General features: G+C 74.9%; 18 protein-coding genes and 1 pseudogene. 10 read left to right on the forward strand and 9 right to left on the reverse strand.

Features of this window, described 5'->3' with window-relative positions; translation table 11 throughout:
• Positions 1–45 precede the first annotated feature (45 nt).
• Positions 46–1,191: a TerD family protein gene (locus ACZ7FF_RS18630; RefSeq protein ID WP_470813299.1), complete on the reverse strand. Its 1,146-nt coding sequence runs from the start codon at positions 1,189–1,191 to the stop codon at positions 46–48.
• 234 nt (positions 1,192–1,425) lie between these two features.
• Between ACZ7FF_RS18630 and ACZ7FF_RS18635 the strand changes: the two genes are divergently transcribed.
• Both ACZ7FF_RS18635 and ACZ7FF_RS18640 read left to right on the forward strand, forming a co-directional pair.
• Positions 1,426–1,809 carry a BlaI/MecI/CopY family transcriptional regulator gene (locus tag ACZ7FF_RS18635; RefSeq protein ID WP_470813300.1) on the forward strand — a complete coding sequence of 128 codons (384 nt, stop codon included), beginning with the start codon at positions 1,426–1,428 and terminating at the stop codon, positions 1,807–1,809.
• A gap of 6 nt (positions 1,810–1,815) precedes the next feature.
• Positions 1,816–2,738: pseudogene (locus ACZ7FF_RS18640) on the forward strand (M56 family metallopeptidase).
• An 18-nt stretch (positions 2,739–2,756) separates the two neighbouring features.
• Here the strand turns inward: ACZ7FF_RS18640 and ACZ7FF_RS18645 are convergent.
• Positions 2,757–3,695, reverse strand: coding sequence for an urea transporter (locus tag ACZ7FF_RS18645; RefSeq protein ID WP_470813301.1), 939 nt, complete (start codon positions 3,693–3,695; stop codon positions 2,757–2,759).
• A gap of 217 nt (positions 3,696–3,912) precedes the next feature.
• Here ACZ7FF_RS18645 and ACZ7FF_RS18650 point away from each other — a divergent pair, with 217 nt between their 5' ends.
• A complete protein-coding gene (locus ACZ7FF_RS18650) occupies positions 3,913–4,284 on the forward strand; it encodes an STAS domain-containing protein (RefSeq protein WP_470813302.1) in 372 nt (123 codons plus the stop codon).
• 2 nt (positions 4,285–4,286) lie between these two features.
• Here the strand turns inward: ACZ7FF_RS18650 and ACZ7FF_RS18655 are convergent, their stop codons facing one another.
• Positions 4,287–4,922 carry a response regulator gene (locus ACZ7FF_RS18655; RefSeq protein WP_470813303.1) on the reverse strand — a complete coding sequence of 212 codons (636 nt, stop codon included), beginning with the start codon at positions 4,920–4,922 and terminating at the stop codon, positions 4,287–4,289.
• Positions 4,919–6,139 (reverse strand): sensor histidine kinase, encoded by a 1,221-nt coding sequence (locus tag ACZ7FF_RS18660; RefSeq protein WP_470813304.1) that lies wholly within the window; start codon positions 6,137–6,139, stop codon positions 4,919–4,921. Before ACZ7FF_RS18660 ends, ACZ7FF_RS18655 begins: the two co-directional genes overlap by 4 nt.
• A 170-nt stretch (positions 6,140–6,309) precedes the next feature.
• Here ACZ7FF_RS18660 and ACZ7FF_RS18665 point away from each other — a divergent pair, with 170 nt between their 5' ends.
• Positions 6,310–7,395: an ABC transporter permease gene (locus ACZ7FF_RS18665; RefSeq protein ID WP_470813305.1), complete on the forward strand. Its 1,086-nt coding sequence runs from the start codon at positions 6,310–6,312 to the stop codon at positions 7,393–7,395.
• Positions 7,392–8,075: an ABC transporter ATP-binding protein gene (locus tag ACZ7FF_RS18670; RefSeq protein ID WP_470813306.1), complete on the forward strand. Its 684-nt coding sequence runs from the start codon at positions 7,392–7,394 to the stop codon at positions 8,073–8,075. Before ACZ7FF_RS18665 ends, ACZ7FF_RS18670 begins: the two co-directional genes overlap by 4 nt.
• Before the next feature lie 22 nt (positions 8,076–8,097).
• On the opposite strand, the gene ACZ7FF_RS18675 is transcribed toward ACZ7FF_RS18670, so the two are convergent.
• Positions 8,098–8,391 (reverse strand): hypothetical protein, encoded by a 294-nt coding sequence (locus ACZ7FF_RS18675; protein WP_470813307.1) that lies wholly within the window; start codon positions 8,389–8,391, stop codon positions 8,098–8,100.
• Positions 8,392–8,996: 605 nt separating this feature from the next.
• Between ACZ7FF_RS18675 and ACZ7FF_RS18680 the strand changes: the two genes are divergently transcribed.
• Positions 8,997–9,455 (forward strand): cyclic nucleotide-binding domain-containing protein, encoded by a 459-nt coding sequence (locus tag ACZ7FF_RS18680; RefSeq protein WP_470813308.1) that lies wholly within the window; start codon positions 8,997–8,999, stop codon positions 9,453–9,455.
• Between the two features lie 26 nt (positions 9,456–9,481).
• Entirely contained in the window at positions 9,482–10,126 is a 645-nt protein-coding gene (locus ACZ7FF_RS18685) for a CBS domain-containing protein (protein ID WP_470813396.1), read from the forward strand.
• Positions 10,127–10,218: 92 nt separating this feature from the next.
• Here ACZ7FF_RS18685 and ACZ7FF_RS18690 read toward each other — a convergent pair whose 3' ends face one another.
• Both ACZ7FF_RS18690 and ACZ7FF_RS18695 read right to left on the reverse strand, forming a co-directional pair.
• Positions 10,219–10,998: an Rv1733c family protein gene (locus tag ACZ7FF_RS18690; protein ID WP_470813309.1), complete on the reverse strand. Its 780-nt coding sequence runs from the start codon at positions 10,996–10,998 to the stop codon at positions 10,219–10,221.
• Positions 10,999–11,224: 226 nt separating this feature from the next.
• Positions 11,225–12,943: a sensor histidine kinase gene (locus ACZ7FF_RS18695; protein WP_470813310.1), complete on the reverse strand. Its 1,719-nt coding sequence runs from the start codon at positions 12,941–12,943 to the stop codon at positions 11,225–11,227.
• A 348-nt stretch (positions 12,944–13,291) separates the two neighbouring features.
• Here ACZ7FF_RS18695 and ACZ7FF_RS18700 point away from each other — a divergent pair, with 348 nt between their 5' ends.
• Positions 13,292–13,738 (forward strand): pyridoxamine 5'-phosphate oxidase family protein, encoded by a 447-nt coding sequence (locus tag ACZ7FF_RS18700; protein ID WP_470813311.1) that lies wholly within the window; start codon positions 13,292–13,294, stop codon positions 13,736–13,738.
• A gap of 32 nt (positions 13,739–13,770) precedes the next feature.
• On the opposite strand, the gene ACZ7FF_RS18705 is transcribed toward ACZ7FF_RS18700, so the two are convergent.
• Both ACZ7FF_RS18705 and ACZ7FF_RS18710 read right to left on the reverse strand, forming a co-directional pair.
• Positions 13,771–14,463 carry a pyridoxamine 5'-phosphate oxidase family protein gene (locus ACZ7FF_RS18705; RefSeq protein WP_470813312.1) on the reverse strand — a complete coding sequence of 231 codons (693 nt, stop codon included), beginning with the start codon at positions 14,461–14,463 and terminating at the stop codon, positions 13,771–13,773.
• 18 nt (positions 14,464–14,481) lie between these two features.
• A complete protein-coding gene (locus tag ACZ7FF_RS18710; protein WP_470813313.1) occupies positions 14,482–15,549 on the reverse strand; it encodes a zinc-dependent alcohol dehydrogenase family protein in 1,068 nt (355 codons plus the stop codon).
• A 294-nt stretch (positions 15,550–15,843) separates the two neighbouring features.
• On the opposite strand from ACZ7FF_RS18710, the gene ACZ7FF_RS18715 reads away from it, so the two are divergent.
• Together ACZ7FF_RS18715 and ACZ7FF_RS18720 are read left to right on the forward strand one after the other, a co-directional pair.
• Positions 15,844–16,212: an STAS domain-containing protein gene (locus tag ACZ7FF_RS18715; RefSeq protein ID WP_470813314.1), complete on the forward strand. Its 369-nt coding sequence runs from the start codon at positions 15,844–15,846 to the stop codon at positions 16,210–16,212.
• 123 nt (positions 16,213–16,335) lie between these two features.
• Positions 16,336–16,908 carry an Rv1733c family protein gene (locus ACZ7FF_RS18720; protein WP_470813315.1) on the forward strand — a complete coding sequence of 191 codons (573 nt, stop codon included), beginning with the start codon at positions 16,336–16,338 and terminating at the stop codon, positions 16,906–16,908.
• Positions 16,909–16,927: the final 19 nt, after the last annotated feature.

The following is a 16,927-nucleotide window of genomic DNA, read 5'->3' on the forward strand; positions in this document are numbered from 1 at the left end:
CGTCGCCGAGCGGACATACCTGGACGAAGGCGCCCTGGGGCGGGGTCAGTCCTCGTAGTAGTTGTTGACGACCTCGGGCTCGTCGTCGTCGAACGCCTCGTTCAGCAGCGCGCCGCCGATGAGGCCCGCCGCGCCGGCGCCGATGATCGCGCCGGTGCCGAACCGGCGGCCGCCGCCCTGGTCGTGGTGCTCGTGGTGCTCGTAGTGGTCGGGGTACGGCTGGCCGTAGCCCTGCTGGGGGTAACCCTGCTGGGGATAGCCCTGCTGCGGGTAGCCCTGCTGGACGGGCTGCGGGTAGCCCTGCTGGGGCGGGGTGTAGAACGGCGGCACCGTGGTCTGCACCCGCTGGGCGCAGCCGCCGCACGTCTGGACGGGCCGGGGCACACCCCACTGCGGGGACCAGTTCACGGTCGTCGTGCCCGGGCCGTGGTTGGGGTCGAAGAAACAGGTCACGGTGGAACTCCCTGTGAGGTGCTGGGATGCGGGGAACGCGGGGGCGGACGCAACGGCGGCCGGCGGCGCGGGGGAAGCGGCGGCCGGCGGGACCGGCCGCGCGGGCGGAGCGGGCGGCACCCGCGGATCCGGGGCGCTCGGCTTGGTGACCGGGGCCGGCCCCGGTGCCGCCTGGCGCAGCACGTCCACGCCGTAGTCGGCGGCGATGCCCGCGAGGCCGGAGGCGTAACCCTGGCCGATCGCGCGGAACTTCCACTCGGCGCCGTTGCGGTACAACTCGCCGAGGACCAGGGCGGTCTCGGTGGACAGGCCGGCGCCCGCGAGGTCGTAGCGCGCCAGTTCGGTGCCGCTGTCCCGGTCGCGGACCCGGATGTGCGCCCGGCGCACCTGTCCGAAGGTCTGGCCTCTGCTCTCGCCCTCGTAGAGCGACACCGGGAAAACGATCTTCTCCACCGAGGCCGGGACCCGGGTGAGGTCGATCTCGATCCGCTGGTCGTCCCCGTCCGCCGGACTGCCCTGACCGGAGTGCCGCACCGAACCGTCGGGACTGCTCGGGTTGTTGAAGAAGACGAAGTGCTCGTCGGACGGCACCTTTCCGGACCGGTCGCACAGCAGCGCGCTGGCGTCCGGCTCGTACCCGGTGTCCGCCTGCCAGCCCAGCCCGACCGTCACGGCGGTCAGGCCGGGCGCCTGCCTGCTCAGCGACACGTTGCCGCCCTTGGTCAGGGTCGTACTCATGCATGCCCTCCACAGCCGCCGCTCATCGCGTCCATGGTGATCAACGATCTTCCGGCGGTTCCGGTTCCACGTTCGCGCGATGATTCAAGCGATTCACACCTGCGCGCGAGACAGGTCGGCGGCCGACACCCCTGGGAGCGGCGGCGACGGGGCGCCGTTCGTCCCCTCTGTACGATGTGACGCCGCTTCGGCACGAGGGGTCGAGGCGGCGCCGGAGCAGAAAGGAGGCCGCGGGTGACGGATCCGGATCCGCGCCGTCCGCGCCGGGCGCAGGGCGCGCTGGAGACACGGGTGCTCGCGACCCTGCACGAGGCCGGCGGCCCGGTGACCGCGGGCTGGGTACAGGACCGTCTGGCCGCGGACCTCGCCTACACGACCGTGATGACGGTGCTGGGCCGGCTGCTGGCGAAGAACGCCGTCACCCGCAGGCGTGAGGGGCGGTCGTTCCTGTGGCTGGCGGCCGCGGACGAGGCCGGCCTGGCGGCACTGAAGATGCGCCGGGTGCTGGACGGGGAGCAGGACCGCAGGGCCGTGCTGGCCAGTTTCATCACCGCGCTGCCGGAGGGTGACGAGCGACTGCTGCGGGAACTGCTGGACCAGAGCACCGGCGACGACTGAGCACGCATGGGAATCCTCGTCCTCCTGCCGCTGGTCCTGCCGTTGACGGCCTGGCCGATCGCACGCCTGGCGGAACGGCGTCTGCACCCCCGCACCGCCACCGTGCTGCTGACCTCCGTCTCCACCGTGATGGCCCTGTGCTGCACGGTGTGCCTGGCCCTGCTGGTGGTGGTCGGCGCGGCCCAGTTGCCCGGAGATCCCCTGCCCGACGGCTGGTCCGACCCCGAGGTGCGGGAGAGCGTGCCCCGGCACGAGGTCGCGGGAAGGGCCGCGATTCCCGCGCTGCTCACGGTCGCCGCCGCCTGCGGCCGTGTCCTGCTGCAGAGCCTGCGGGTGCGGCGCCGGGCCCACAGGGCCCTGTCGGGGCTGCGCCGCACCCAGGTCGCGGTACTGCCGGACGCCGAACCCTACGCCTATGCGCTGCCGGGCGGCCGCCGCGACCGGATCGTGGTGTCCACGTCCCTGCTCACCCGGCTCGGACCGGCCGAGCGCCGGGCCCTGTTCGCGCACGAGCGGGCCCACCTCGCCGCCGGCCACCACCGGCATCTGCTGCTGGTGCGACTGGCCGCCTGGCCAACCCGTTCCTCCTTCCGCTGCGCACGGCGGTCGCCTTCGCGGCGGAGCGGTGGGCCGACGAGGAGGCCGCGCGGGCCGTGGGCAGCCGCCGGACGGTCGCCCGTGCGATCGGCAGGGCGCCGCTCGTCCCCCGTGCCACGCCCGCGCCGGCGTTCGCCGCGCCCGGACCGCTCCCCCGCCGCGTCGCCGCCCTGCTCGGACCGCCCCCGGCCCGGCACGCCTGGCCGTCGCCCTTCACCACGGCCGGCCTGGCGACGTGGACCGCGGCCACCGGAGCCGCCCTCTCCGCGCTGTTCGCGGCCGACTCGGCGGTCACCCTGCTGCTCCTGCTGCGCGCGGCCACGCCCCTCTGACCTCCGGGAGCGCGGCGCCTATGCCGGGCGTGCCCCTGCGGTGGTCCGCGGTGGTGCGTGGTCCGGGGGTGCGGTCAGGCGGGGGAAGGAGGGGGCGGCGGCCAGGAAGCCGAGCGTCGTCAGGACGAACGGCCAGGTGAGCGCGTGGCCGCCGGACGCGGCCAGCAGCCGCGCCACCGCCGGGGTCACCGCGGTCGCGGTCGCCGCGCCGAGCAGTGCGTACGGCAGTGTGGCCGGGCCCGCCGGCAGGAGCGCCCCGCACAGCGCGAGCGCGACCAGGACCGCGTTGTAGCCCATCGTGCCGTCGGCGATCCGTGCGGCCGGGGCGCCGAGGGCCCAGGCCGTCAGGATGCCGGTCGCGCTGCCGGCGCAGGCCACGAGGCAGGCGACCCGGTCGGCCAGGAAGAGGCCCACGAGCAGCAGCGCCCCCACGTACCACCGGTCCACGAAGAAGATCTGGGACACGCCGCGGAAGAACGCGCATCCCACGTCGTACGGGCGCAGAGCCGTCGGCCCGGAGGGAGTGGGGACGTCTCCCGGTGGCCGTATCCGCCGGAAGGCGGGCGCGGCCACCGTCATGGCGCCGGCCAGGACGCAGTACGGCATGGTGAGCGGCGGCAGGTTCCACACGCCCAGCACCCGGACCAGCGCGGCCGTCACGATCGTGACCACCACGCAGCCCACGGCGGCGAGCAGTGCCGTGGCCGGGCGGCCCGCGTCGAGGGACACCGCGAAGGACAGGGCGACCAGGCAGGAGTTGAGGCCCTCCAGGCCCGGCCCGACGCGGTCCGCGGGGACGGCCAGCAGGCGGGCGGCAGCGGTGCCGAGAGCCGCGCCCCCCAGTGCGTAGGCGCTGTACCGCCAGTCGGCCACGGCCAGCGCCAGGCAGAAGACGGCGCCCGCCCACGCGTCGGGCACCAGCATCACCTGTGCGGTGCCGCGCAGCACCTGCGGCACGAACCCGCGGGCCCGTCCTCCGTGTCTCCACCGCACTCGTCGCAACCGTTCCAATGCGCCCCCCGGGGTCCAATGCTTTCCGCTTGGCGGCAAACTGTTTCCGCCATACGGTACCGGGTGTCGCGTCGCAGGTCGTGTGCATCCTCCGGGGGATCCGGGGCAGTCGGCGGGTGGAGGAAGCTCTGGGCAGAGATCATCGAGCGTTGTCGAGGGACGTGTGACAGACACTTGGGGCATCAACGAACTGGCGGAGCCGGACGGGCTGTCGGTCAGCCTCGCCCCCGTCGACGGCGTCACCGTCGTCACGGTGGAGGGCGAGGTCGACCACCACACCTCCGGCGTCCTCCACCGGGCCCTGATGCCCACGGACCCCGGGCCCGCGCCGCGCACGGTCGCGGACCTCACCGGTGTGGCTTTCATGGACTCCAGCGGCATCAACGTCCTCATCGCCGCCCACCAGGCCCACGAGCCGGGCGGCTGGCTGCGCCTGGCCGGGGTGCGCAGGCCGGTGCTGCGCACCCTGGAGATCGTCGGCCTCACCGGCCTCATCCGCTGCTACCCGAGCGTCGACGAGGCCCTGGACGCCTGACCTCAGCGGCGGATCAGTCCGAGGCCGGTGGCGGTCGCCACGGCGGCGGTCCGGGAGTCGACGCCCAGCTTGGCGTAGGCGCGGGCCAGGTGGGACTTGACGGTCCCCTCGGTGAGGTGCAGCCGGGCGGCGACGGCCTGGTTGGACAGTCCCTCGGCGACCAGGGCGAGCACCTCGGTCTCCCGCCGGGTCAGGGCCGTGGCCGGTGCCCGCAGGCGGTTCATGAGCCGGTCGGCGACCGTGGGCGCGAGGATGGTCCGGCCCGCCGCGGCGGTGCGCACCGCCGCTGCCAGTTCCTCGGGAGGGGCGTCCTTGAGGATGTACCCGGTGGCTCCCGCCTCGATGGCGGGGAGGGTGTCGGCATCGGTGTCGTAGGTGGTGACGATCAGCACCCGCGGTGCGCCGGGCCGGGCGGTGATCGCCGCGGTGGCCTCCGCCCCGGTCATACCTCGCCCGAACTGCAGGTCCATCAGGACGACGTCGATGCCACCCGCCGCCGCGCGGGTCACGGCCTCCTCGGCGGTGGCGGCCTCGGCCACGACGGTGAGGCCGGTCTCGGTCTCGAGCACGGCCCGCAGCCCGGCCCGCACCACGGGGTGGTCGTCGGCGAGGAGCAGGCGGATGGCGGTGTCGGTCACGCGTGGGCCTCATGCTCCTGGTCGGCGGGCGGGGTGAAGGGTATCCGGGCGGTCAGCTCCGTGCCGCGGCCGGGGGCGGACTCGACGGTGAGGGTGCCGCCGAGGGTCCCGATGCGCGAGCGCATCGTGGCGAGCCCGAACCCGCCCTGGCCCGGATCGGGCGGGGGCAGCGTGCCGGGGTCGAAGCCGACGCCGTCGTCGACGACCCGCAGCGTGACGTGGTCGTCGAAGTAGCCGAGGGTGAGGTGGGCGCTGCCGGCCTCGGCGTGGCGGACGGTGTTGGCGAGGGCGGACTGGGCGGTGCGCAGCAGCGCCACCTCCTGCGCGGTGGCCAGCGGCACGGGGGCGCCGTCGAGGCGGCAGCGGGCGGTGATCCGGTGCCGGGCCGACGTCGTCGCGCACAGGCGTTCCAGCGCGTCGGGCAGTGTGCCGCCGTCCAGCGAGGGCGGGGTGAGCGCGGCGACGAGGCGACGGGCCTCGGCGAGGTTGTCCACGGCTGCCTGGCGGGCCTGGCCGACGTGGGCGGCGGCGGCCTCCGGCCGGGCGGGCAGGGCGCGTTCGGCGGCGCGCAGCAGCAGCTGGATGCTGGAGAACCCCTGGGCGAGGGTGTCGTGGATCTCCCGGGCCAGCCGTTCCCGCTCGGCCAGCACGCCCGCGGTGTGCTGGGCCCTCGCCAGGTCGGCGCGGGTGTCGGTGAGTTCCTCGATCAGCCGGCGGCGCTGTTCGCTCTCCCGGTACAGGGCCTCGTAGCCCCACACCACGGCGACGGCCACCGCGGCTCCCAGGGCCGGGCCGATGGCCATGGCCGGGCTGAAGGAGCCCGTGTGGGCGGCGAAGGCGACGGTGGCCGCGAGTGCGGTCGCGGCGACCGCCGGGAGGGCGCTGTGGCGCGGCAGCAGGTGAAGTTGCAGGAAGTACAGCGGGAAGGCCAGCCACACGCCGTCGGCCGTCAGGGCCACGAGCGCCAGCCACACCGCGCCCACGGCGGCCAGCCACCAGGCGGCGGCCCGGCGCGAGCGCCGTACCGCGGGCAGCCGTGGGCCCGCCGCGTACACGAGGGCGCACAGCGCCGCCACGGCGACGGCGGGACCGGACTGCGGCAGGTCGCCGGCGAGGCTCCGGCCGGCGGCCAGGGCGAGGAGGCCGACGACCAGGAGGTGCAGACACCAGGTCAGTGCCCGGCTGGTCGGGGTCGGGGTGCGGTCGGTTCTGTTCACAGTGCCTCAAGCGTAAGGAAAAGCGCTGGTGGGGGCCTCCATCGAAAGGTGGAGGCGGGGCGCTTCCCTTCGGCCCGGGAAGTGCCGTCCCACGCCGGAGGCGGACGGGGGGTGCGTCCCGGGAGGGTGGGGGCGTACCGCATCGACCGCTGGAAGGGGCAGGCGCAGCCGTGTTCGTCGCCTGGAGAGATCTGAAGTTCGCCAAGGGGCGGTTCGCTCTGATGGGGGCCGTGATCGTGCTGATCACGCTGCTCGTCGGGCTGCTGTCCGGCCTGACCGCCGGGCTGGGGCGGCAGAACGTCTCCGCCGTCACCGGACTGCCCGCCGACCGGATCGCCTTCGGCGCCCCCGCGAAGGGGCAGAAGCTGTCGTACGGCGACTCCGCGGTCACCGAGGCGCAGTGGCGGCGGTGGGCCCGAACTCCGGGGGTCGAGCGTGCCGAGCCGCTCGGCATCGCGACCACCAGGGCCACCGCGGGCACCGCGAGCGCCGGGGTGTCCGTCTTCGGGGTGCGGCCGGGTTCCCCGCTGGCCCCGGACGGGGCCCGGATCGACGACCGGTCGGCGGTGCTGTCGGCCCCGGCCGCCGAGGCCCTGCACGCCGGTGCCGGGAGCACCGTCGTACTCGCCGGCCGGACACTGACCGTCGCCGCCGTCCGCGGCGACGCGTCCTTCAGCCATACGCCGGTGGTCTGGACGAGCCTCGGCACCTGGCGCAGGACCGCGCCCCCCGCGGGCGCGGCGGCGGCGCCGATCGCGACCGTCATCGCCCTCGGCACGACCCCGGGCACGGACGTGCGGGGCACGGACCGGGCCGCGGGCACGCGCACGGTCCCGAAGGACGACTCGCTGTCCGCGATCGGCTCCTACACCTCGGAGAACGGCTCCCTGCAGCTGATGCGCGGCTTCCTGTTCGCGATCTCGGCCCTGGTGATCGGAGCGTTCTTCACGGTGTGGACGATCCAGCGCGGCGGGGACATCGCCGTGCTCAAGGCGCTCGGGGCGTCCACCGCCGGCCTGCTCCGGGACGCGCTCGGTCAGGCTCTCGTCCTGCTGACCGCGGGCACCGCCGTCGGCACCGGCGCCGCGGTCGCGGTCGGCGCCCTCGTCTCCGGGACGGTGCCCTTCCTGCTCACGCCCGCGACGGTCCTCGTGCCCGCCGGGGTCATGATCGTCCTCGGTGCCCTGGGGGCCGCCCTGTCCGTACGCCGTATCACCTCCGTCGACCCGCTGACCGCCCTGGGGAACGCCCGATGAGCCTCGAACTGACCGACGTCGTCCTCACCTACCCCGACGGGGACTCGCGTGTGACCGCGCTCGACCATGTCTCGATGACGGTGCCCAAGGGCGGCCTCACCGCCGTCGTGGGCCCTTCCGGCTCCGGCAAGTCCAGCCTGCTGGCGGTCGCCGCGACCCTCGTCACCCCGGATTCCGGCACCGTCCGCGTCGACGGGGTACCCACCGGCGGGCTGACCCGGCGGGAACTGTCCGCTCTGCGGCGCCGCAGCACGGGGATCGTCTTCCAGCAGCCAAGCCTGCCGGCCTCGCTGACCGCCGCCGAGCAGCTCCAGGTGATGGCCCGGATCGACGGCCGCTCCGCCGGCAGGGCCCGGGGCAGGGCGCTGGAGCTGCTGGACCTGGTGGGGCTGGCCGATCAGGCGCACCGGCGTCCGCACCAGTTGTCCGGGGGCCAGCGGCAGCGCGTCAACATCGCCCGCGCGCTGATGAACGAGCCGACGGTCCTTCTGGTCGACGAACCCACGAGCGCCCTCGACCACGAACGCGGCGCGGCCGTCGTCGGCCTGCTCACCCGGCTGACCCGGGCCCGGGGCACGGCCACCGTGCTGGTGACCCACGACCGCACCCATCTGGTCGCCGCCGACCGGGTGTTGGAGATGCGGGACGGACGGCTCACCGCTCCCGCGCCGGCGGTGTGAGCCGTCCCCCGAGCGGTACCGGCTAGGGCACGGCGGCGGGATTGTCCCGGGGCACGGTGGCGGCGTGGCCGACCCTGATCGTCTCGACCACCGCCTGGTGCAGGTCGCGGCTGGCCTGCTCGGAGCGGCAGGGCACCGGGCTGCCGGTGAGGGTGAACCACTGGGAGGTACCGCTGTACTGGACCGCCACATCGGCCTCCCGGCCGTCCCAGGTGGTGTGCACGGTCAGGTCGCCCGTGACGATTCCCGCCTCGTCGGTGCGGGCGCCGCCCCGGCCGGTGAAGACCCCGGGGGTGGTCCATGAAGCCCAGACCATGTTCTCAGCCCTTCTTCCCTGTCGGCCCCCCCTGACCTGCTCCCCTCCATGGTGTTCCGCTTCCTGGCGTTCTGCCGGTCAGGGCCGTCGGGGAGATGCGGAGCTCGTGCCCGCGCAGCGCCGCGGATCCGTCCGGTCCGCCCGTGCCGCCGCGGTCGGGGGTCCCTCCGCGTGCCTCCCAGCCTCCCCGCACCGGCGCCGTGTGTCATGGGGCCTCATGGCCCTCCCCCGCGCCATTGGCCCCAGGGCCGTACCGGGGCGGTCCGCGGCATCGGGCCCGGTCGGCGCAGGCCGTGGGATCGGCCGGCACCGGCACTGGTGCGCCGGCGGTTCTCGTGATGTGCTGGTGGTGGCGGGAAGGACCCGACAGACGCGGAGAAGCGGAGCTGAGCCGCGCACCGCGCAATCCGGATCCGCGAGAAGCGGATGGCCCTTCCCGCCCTGTCGTGCCCGCCGTGCCCCGGCGACCGGTGCCCCTCGGGCGGACTCCACCGCACCGGGCCGGCTGAGGGCCGAAGGGCCCTGGTCGGGGTCCGGGCGGCCCGTGGCCCCGCCCGACCGGCGCGCCGACCCTGGGAACAGGGACCAGGAAGGGAGCCGGTGCGATGACCTCCGCCACCACCATGACCTCGGCGCTCGACGCCGTGCAGCGCGACCGGCTGATGGCCCTCGCCCGTGACGCTTCCTTCGAGACCGGTGCCCGGCTGTTCGAGGAGGGCCGGCGCGCCGACTGCTTCTGGATCGTGCGCACCGGCACCGTCGCCCTGGACCTGCACGTGCCGGGCCGCCGGCGCACCGTGATCGAGACCCTCGGGCACGGCGAACTGGTCGGCTGGTCCTGGCACTTCCAGCCGTACGTGTGGCACCTCGGGGCGGAGGCGCTGAGTCCGGTGCGGGCCTGGGTGTTCGACGCCGCGTCCGTGCGCGCGATGTGCGCGGAGGACCCCGAGTTCGGGCGGGCGATCGCGGTCTGGGTGGGGCGTGTGGTCGCCCACCGGCTGCACGCCTCCCGGGTACGGCTGCTCGACCTCTTCGCGCCCTACGGCAGCGGGGGCGCGGAATGACCGCCCGGCGCGCCGAGGAGGAGAGCATGCACGGCAGCCCGCACCTGGTGAACGACGTGATGACACGTGCCGTCGTCGCGGTGGGGCGCACGGCCCCGTTCAAGGAGATCGTCGAGCGCATGGAGCGGTGGCGCGTCAGCGCGCTGCCGGTGCTGGAGGGCGACGGCCGCGTGATCGGCGTGGTGTCCGAGGCGGATCTGCTGCCCAAGGAGGAGTTCCGGGACAGCGACCCGGACCGGATCACCCAGATGCGCCGGCTCGCGGACCTGGCCAGGGCGGGGGCGGTGACCGCGGAGGAGCTGATGACCACGCCGGCCGTCAGCGTGCACGCCGGTGCCACGCTCTCCGAGGCGGCCCGCATCATGGCGCTGAAGCACGTGAAGCGGCTGCCGGTGGTGACCGCCGAGGGCGTGCTGGAGGGCGTGGTCAGCCGAGGCGACCTGCTCAAGGTGTTCCTGCGCCCGGACGACGACCTCGCCGACGAGATCCGTCGTGACGTCCTCGACGTGCTGTTCCCCGCTCCGGTCGTGCCCGTGCACGTGATGGTGGCCGACGGGGTCGCGACGCTGACCGGGCAGGTGCCGGACGGCGAGCGGATCCCGCTGGCGGTCCGCATGGTGCGCGGCGTCGAGGGGGTTGTGGCGGTGGACTGCCGGCTGGCCGCGGCCTGAGGTCCTAGGCCTCGTAACGCCTCTGACGTGCGGCGACTCCGGTTCCCGCCCCGGTCGGCATCCCCGGTCGGCATCCGGGGTCGCGCGGGTGCTCAGCCCCGGCCCCCGCTGAGGTTCCCCCACTGGGGCCCGATCTGCTTCCACTCCTCGTCCCACTCGGCCATGCGCCGCCGGATGAGCCGGGTGCGCACCAGCCAGCCCGCGCTCCAGACCACCGCGCCGGCCGCCGGGGCGACCAGGACGCCGGTGAGGGCCGCCTGGAGGTCGGCGGAGGCACCGTTGACGGGCGGGGACACGACGTGGCCGGCCTGGTTGGCCCACACCGTCACACGGGTACCGGCGGAGGCGCCGGGCACGACCTTGGCCCGGTCGGTGTGCACCGAGCCGTTCGGGTCGGTCCAGCGCACCGTGGCCCAGATCCGGCCGTCGTCGTAGCCGGTCCCGGCGGTCGGGGTCGGCGCCGTCTCGTCGGTGAGCACGGCCGTGACGGGGTGGATCTGGGCGAGCCGTGCCGAGAACGCCGAGGCGGCGGCCTGCGCGGCCATGAGACCCGCGAGGATTCCGCCGACCAGGACGACGAGCCAGGTGGCGAGGACGATCCAGGCCTCGACGACGTCGCTGTGCCGCCGCAGCGGATTGCGCCGCCACCTCCAGAGCCGCACCTGGCTGACCGTCGTGGGAGGTGTCCGTGTCATCGTCACCGCCTCCTCTCGTGCGCCGGCGGCCCCGCCGCTCGGCGGACGGGCCGGCTCGGCGTCCGGCAGGTCCGGGTCGAGATCCGGGTGGCGCGGCGGCCCGGCCGGCACGCACGGACCGGGGCGGGCGGCGAGCGGCACCGGGGCGGTCTCCCGGCCCGGGGCGCTGAGCGTCACGACACCATCGTGCACCCGCGTCCGGATTCCGGCGGTATGTACGCCGATGAGACGTACCGGGACCCCTGACGGACCTCCTCGGTGATGCAGGTCGGCGCGGGTCGGGGGCCGTTCGGAAGGCTTTCCGCGCCACACCGACAGCCTGCGGTCACGGTGCCCCCGGGACCATGGGCCGACCGGTCCGAGAGATACCCCACCGGTCCCTGAGCGGGAGCAGGGGGCCGCGCTAGGTTCGCGGTAGGGGTGCCTGCCAGGTCAGTGTGGTGCCGCCGTTGTCCCCCGGGCCCAGTTCGAGGCGGCCGCCGTACCGTTCCGCGCGCTCCGCCATGTTGCGCAGCCCGCTGCGGCGGCCGTCGGACGCGATGCCGACGCCGTCGTCGCGGACGCTGAGGCGCACCTCGTGGCCGTCGGTGGCGAGCAGCACCTCGGCCCGGCCGGCGTGCGCGTGCCGGGCGACGTTGGTGAGCGCCTCCGAGAGCACCGCCACGAGGTCGTCGGCGACCTCGCCGGGCACGTCGGTGTCGACGAGCCCTTCCATGCGCACGCTGGGCGCGAAGCCCAGGACCGGGGCGGCCTCGGAGGCCACCCGGACCACCCGGGCGCGCAGCCCGCTCGCGGCGGCGCCCTCGCGCGCCCGCAGCCCGAAGATCGTCGACCTGATGATCTTGATGGTCTCGTCCAGGTCGTCGACGGCCCGCAGGACCCGTTCGGAGGCCTCCGGGTGCTCGATGAACCGGCCCGCGCTCTGCAGGGTCATGCCGGTGGCGAAGAGCCGCTGGATGGCCAGGTCGTGCAGATCCCGGGCGATCCGGTCGCGGTCCTCCAGCAGCGCGATCTGCTGGGCGTCGCGCCGCCGCTCGGCCAGTTCCATGGCGATCGCGGCCTGTGCGGCGAACCCCCGCAGCATCTCGGTCTCCTTGCCGGAGAACAGCGTCCCCGCGCTCTCGCGCGCCAGCAGCACCACGCCCCGGACCCCGCCCTCACCGGTGCCGATGGGAACGGCCACGGCGGGGCCGAGACCGCGGAAGCGCGGCGGCTCCGGGGAGACCCGCTCGTCATGCGCGGCGTCGTCGCTGGTGACCGGGGCGGCGGCGGAGAAGGCCAGGCCCATGAGGCTCTCGTGCAGGGGGAGCACCAGGCCCCGGTGGGCGTCCGCCTCCGCGCCCACGGCGATCTCGACGGAGAGCGCCTCGGCGCCCTGCAGCGGCATGGCGACCGCCGCGAGGGCGGAGCCGGTGATCTCGCGGGCCCGCTCGGCGATCAGGTCCAGCGCCTCGGCGCGCCCGCTGCCGGACATCAGGCTGTGGCTGATCTCCGCGTTCGCCAGCAGCCAGCGCTCCCGCAGCCGGGAGTCCTCGTACAGGCGGGCGTTGTCGATGGCCACGCCCGCCGCGACGGCCAGCGTCGAGAGCACCGACTCGTCCTCCGCGTCGAACTCCAGGCCGCCGCGCTTCTCGGTCAGGTACAGATTGCCGAACACCTGGTCGCGGACCCGGATCGGCACCCCGAGGAAGCTGTTCATCGGCGGGTGGTTCGGCGGGAAGCCGTACGAGGACGGGTGCTGGGAGATCTTCGACAGCCGCAGGGGCTGGGGATGCCGGATCAGCTCGCCGAGGATGCCGTGGCCCTCCGGGTAGGGGCCGATCGCGGTGATCTGCCGCTCGGTCACGCCGATGGTGTGGAAGGCGGAGAGCGTCTTGCCGTCGGGCCCGATGACGCCGAGGGCCGCGTACTCGGCGTCCACGAGGAACGCCGCGGCCTCCACGATGGAGCGCAGGGCCTGTTCGAGTTCCAGTTCGCGGCCGACGGAGAGGACCGCCTCGAGCAGGCTGTGCACACGGTCCCGGGTACCGCGGGCCGCGTCGATCCTGGCCTGCAACTCCTCCAGCAGCTCGTCCAGCTTGAGCTGCGGCAGTCGTACGCCGGGCTCCTCCGTACCGGTCACCACGCCCTCCAGTCCCCATCGGCACACGGCTTCGCACCGATGGGCCCACTGACACGGTATCGGCTCCGGGGCCGTGTGGACACGCGGCCCATCCAGCCGTCCGCCGGGGCGCCACCGGAAGGGGACCGAGTCCGGCCGCGGCGGGTCGGCGGGCAGGACGTCCGGCCCCGGCCGGGGACCGATCGGCACTGTCGGGGACGGCGGGAGGGAAACCACAGTGGAATCAGGAGCGGCACCGATCCCCCGCGGTGTCGCTCCGTCCGCGTCACGGCTCCGTGTCCGCGGTATGACGTCCGCGGTACGCCAGTGCGCGCGACGAGAGCAGCACGGCCTGCGAAGAGGCGAGCCATGATCCGTCACCATGATCGGACACGCCGGAGCGTCGACCTCGACCGCACGGAGGCGTTGCGGCTGCTGGGCAGCGTGTCCCTGGGCAGGGTCGTCTTCACCGTGCAGGCGCTGCCGGCCGTCCGCCCGGTCGACCATGTCCTGGACCGCGGCGACATCGTGATCCGCACCCATGGGGCCGCGGTGCTGACCGCGCACGCGCGGCAGGGCGAGGGCGCGGTGGTCGTGGCCTACGCGGCCGACGCCATCGACCCGGACACCCACCTCGGCTGGAGCGTCGTCGCCACCGGATACGCGCGGCTCGTGACGGACCCCGCCGAGCTGGCCCGGCTCCGGGCGCGCCTGCGCCCCTGGGTGCCGCGGGAGGCCATGGAGGCGGTACGCATCCGTCCGGACCTGGTCACGGGTGTGCTGCTCACCGATGAGGCGGGCCCGGCGCAGCGGTGACGGCGAAGACGCCTCCGGCCTCCCGGCCCCGGTCAGTCCGTGATGCGGCGCCCGGTGAGCGTGACGGGGTCGATCCGCACCCACAGGTCCCGCTTGCCGCCCGCCCACGGCGCGCTGTGGGCACGCTCCGACAGCCGGTGCTGCTCCTCCGTGCTGGTCACGGCCCGGGCGTAGCCGCGGACCAGCACGCTCCAGCCCCGGCTGAACGCGTCGTCTATGCGGTCGACCTCGAAGGCCACCACGTCGCCGACCACGAGCGAGGTCGTGGCCTCGGGCGAGGTCCGGAACACGATCGCGCCGTCCACGACGCTGTAGTTGACGGGCAGGATCGCGGGCCCGGTGCTCGTGAGCACGCCCAGCCGGCCCACCCCGTGCGAGCCGAGCAGGGCGTGGCACTCGGCGGGTCCCAGCTCGGTGACGTGGGGTTCGCGCCCGGCGCGTGCGGGGCCGGGCGGCAGGTCCACCGCGCCGCCCGTCAGTTCGGTGACGGTGGTCTTGAGGACCTCGGCGAGCCGCATCAGCGCACCGGTGCCGGGCGCCGCGCACGGGTGCTCCTCCAGGTATCTGAGGTAGCTGGCCGCCATGCCGGCGCGTGCGGCCGCCTGGCGCCGGGTCAGGCCGAGTTGGGCCCGCCGGGTGGCGAGCCGCCGTCCGAGGTCGCCCATGGGCGCCTCCGCCGTCGCGGCGGCCGGCGCCCGTTCCGTCTCGCTCGCCCGTTCGGTCATGCCTCACGCTCTTCCCGGTCAGGCCGCGGGAACGGCCAGTTCGTGCTGCTCCCCGCCGAGTACCACCTTCAGCGCGCCCGTCTCGGCCGCCCGGGAGAAGACGTCGTACGCCGTCTCCATGTGGTCCAGCGGGAAGGTGTGGGTGATCAGTTGCCCGGTCGGCAGCCGGCCGGCGGTGGCCATCCGGAGCAGCGTCGGGGTGGAGTACGTGTCCACCAGTCCGGTCGTGAGGGTGACGTTCATGATCCACAGGTCTTCGAGGTGCAGCGTGGCCGGCCGGCCGTGCACGCCGACGTTGGCGACGTGCCCGCCGGGCCGCACCATCCGCGTGCACAGCTCGAAGCTCTCGGGCAGTCCGACGGCCTCGACGACCACGTCCGCGCCGAGTCCGCCGGTCAGGTCCTCCACCAGCTGGCGCGGGTCCTCCCGGACGTCGGCGACGGCGTCGGCGCCGATCCGCCGGGCGGCCTCCAGCCGGGCCGGGGCCCGGTCCACCGAGATGATCCGCTCCGGAGCGAACAGCCGTGCCGTGGCGATCGCGGCGAGCCCGATGGGCCCCGCGCCGACGATGACGACGGTGTCGCCGGGCCGTACGTGCCCGTTGAGGACACCGACCTCGTACGAGGTGGGGAAGATGTCGGCGAACAGTACGGCGTCCTCGCCGCGCAGGGTGCCGGCCAGGAGGTGCACCGACAGGTCGGCGTAGGGGACGCGGACGTACTCGGCCTGGGTGCCGTCGATCAGGTGGCCGAGGATCCAGCCGCCCCCGCCCCGGCACTGGCCGTAGGCGCCCTCGCGGCAGAAGCGGCAGCGTCCGCACGAGGTGATGCAGGACAGCAGCACCCGGTCCCCCGGGCGTACGGTGCGCACGTCGCCGCCGGTCTCGACGATCTCGCCGACGGCCTCGTGTCCGAGCACCGTGCCGGGGCGCACCTCGGGCACGTCGCCCTTGAGGATGTGCAGATCGGTTCCGCAGATCGTCACTGCGCCGACCTTCACGATCGCGTCGGTGGGCTCCTTGATCCCGGGGTCCGGGACGTCCTGCCAGGAGGCCTGTCCGGGACCGTGGAAGACGAAGCCTTTCATGGCGCCCTCACCCTCTCCGGTGGTGTGCCGCGGAGCGCCGGCCGGACGGTGCCGGTCGCCCCGCGAGTCCAGCTTGGGCGGGGGGCGGGGGCGCGCGCTTGGGCCGTCCGGCCCCGGTGCCCGGCCGGTCGGGGCGCATCGGTCCCGGCCCCGCGACGTCCGGCGGACCTGGCCCGGGACGGCCGGGGGCGGGGGCCCGCCTCGCGACGTTGCCGCCGTGCCGTCCCGGCCCGGCGGATGGAAAGGGACCATTCGGCCCTTCCCGATGACCTGGTTGTCCTATTTTGTTGTCCCATGCCCGAGATTCATGAGCGGCCCGGGGCCGCTCCGGCGCCGGCCGGACAGGACGGCCCGACCGTGCTGCCCCTGCACGGGGAGATCGACCTCGTGACGGCGCCCGCCCTCACGGAACGGCTCGACGCGCTGACCGCGGGGCCGAAGCCGGACCTGGTGCTGGACCTCAGGCCGGTCGCCTTCATGGACTGCGCCGGGCTGGGCCTCCTGTGCCGGACGCGCAACCGGGTGCTGGCCCGGCGCGGCCGGCTGCGGCTGGTCGCGGACAGCAGCGGCTTCCTGCGGATGCTGCGCGCGACCGGCCTGGCGGGCGTCTTCGAGGTGCACCCCCGGCTTCCGGAGCCCCTGCCGAGCACCGGCCCCGCTTGACGGCCGGCCCGGGTCCGGGCGGCCACGCGAGAGGTGTCGCCGGCCGGGGACCGGGCGGCCACGCACGGGGTGTCGTGCGTCCGCGCGGGCACGGGCGTCACGGTGACGAGGAGGTGCGGCCCGATGAGCGCGACCCGGCGGATGTGGCGGCTGCGCCGGAACGCGCTGCGCCGGAGTGAGGACGTCGTCGAGGCCTGGGTCCTGCTGACCGTGTGGCTGGTCGTGCTCGTCGGCGGCGCCGTCGCCGGGCTGGTGACGGCGCACGCCGAAGGCGAGGTGTTCGCCCGGCAGCGGGCCGACCGGCACGCCGTGCGGGCGGTGCTGCTCGCCGGGGCGGCGCGCGACACCAGGGCGGCCCGGCAGCCGGACGACCGGGTGTGGGCGCCGGTGCGCTGGACGGCCCCCGACGGCACCACGCGCACGGCACAGGCACTGGTGGACGACGATCTGCCGACCGGGGCTCATGTCACGGTCTGGCAGAACGGGCGGGGAGAGCCGGCGCCCGCGAAGCCGGCCGGCCGCGTCGAGGGCGATGTCGAGGCCGCCCTGTTCGGCGTCGCCGCCGCGCTCGCCCTCGCCGCTCCGGTCTACGGCGCGGGCGCCCTCGCGCGAGCGGCCCTCGATCGCCGCCGCCTCGCCGCCTGGGACGAGGAGTGGGCCCTGGTGGGCCCCTACTGGAGCGACCGGGCCAACTGATTCAGCGCGAGGGTTTCCG

It is taken from the genome of Streptomyces sp. NPDC037126 (assembly GCF_055605965.1).

Bases quoted from the DNA above. Each gene is read 5' to 3' on its own strand.
- ACZ7FF_RS18630 (WP_470813299.1), bottom strand. From the start codon at position 1,191: ATGAGTACGACCCTGACCAAGGGCGGCAACGTGTCGCTGAGCAGGCAG.
- ACZ7FF_RS18670 (WP_470813306.1), top strand. From the start codon at position 7,392: ATGAGCCTCGAACTGACCGACGTCGTCCTCACCTACCCCGACGGGGAC.
- ACZ7FF_RS18675 (WP_470813307.1), bottom strand. From the start codon at position 8,391: ATGGTCTGGGCTTCATGGACCACCCCCGGGGTCTTCACCGGCCGGGGC.
- ACZ7FF_RS18680 (WP_470813308.1), top strand. From the start codon at position 8,997: ATGACCTCCGCCACCACCATGACCTCGGCGCTCGACGCCGTGCAGCGC.
- ACZ7FF_RS18685 (WP_470813396.1), top strand. From the start codon at position 9,482: ATGCACGGCAGCCCGCACCTGGTGAACGACGTGATGACACGTGCCGTC.
- ACZ7FF_RS18700 (WP_470813311.1), top strand. From the start codon at position 13,292: ATGATCCGTCACCATGATCGGACACGCCGGAGCGTCGACCTCGACCGC.
- ACZ7FF_RS18705 (WP_470813312.1), bottom strand. From the start codon at position 14,463: ATGACCGAACGGGCGAGCGAGACGGAACGGGCGCCGGCCGCCGCGACG.
- ACZ7FF_RS18710 (WP_470813313.1), bottom strand. From the start codon at position 15,549: ATGAAAGGCTTCGTCTTCCACGGTCCCGGACAGGCCTCCTGGCAGGAC.
- ACZ7FF_RS18715 (WP_470813314.1), top strand. From the start codon at position 15,844: ATGCCCGAGATTCATGAGCGGCCCGGGGCCGCTCCGGCGCCGGCCGGA.
- ACZ7FF_RS18720 (WP_470813315.1), top strand. From the start codon at position 16,336: ATGAGCGCGACCCGGCGGATGTGGCGGCTGCGCCGGAACGCGCTGCGC.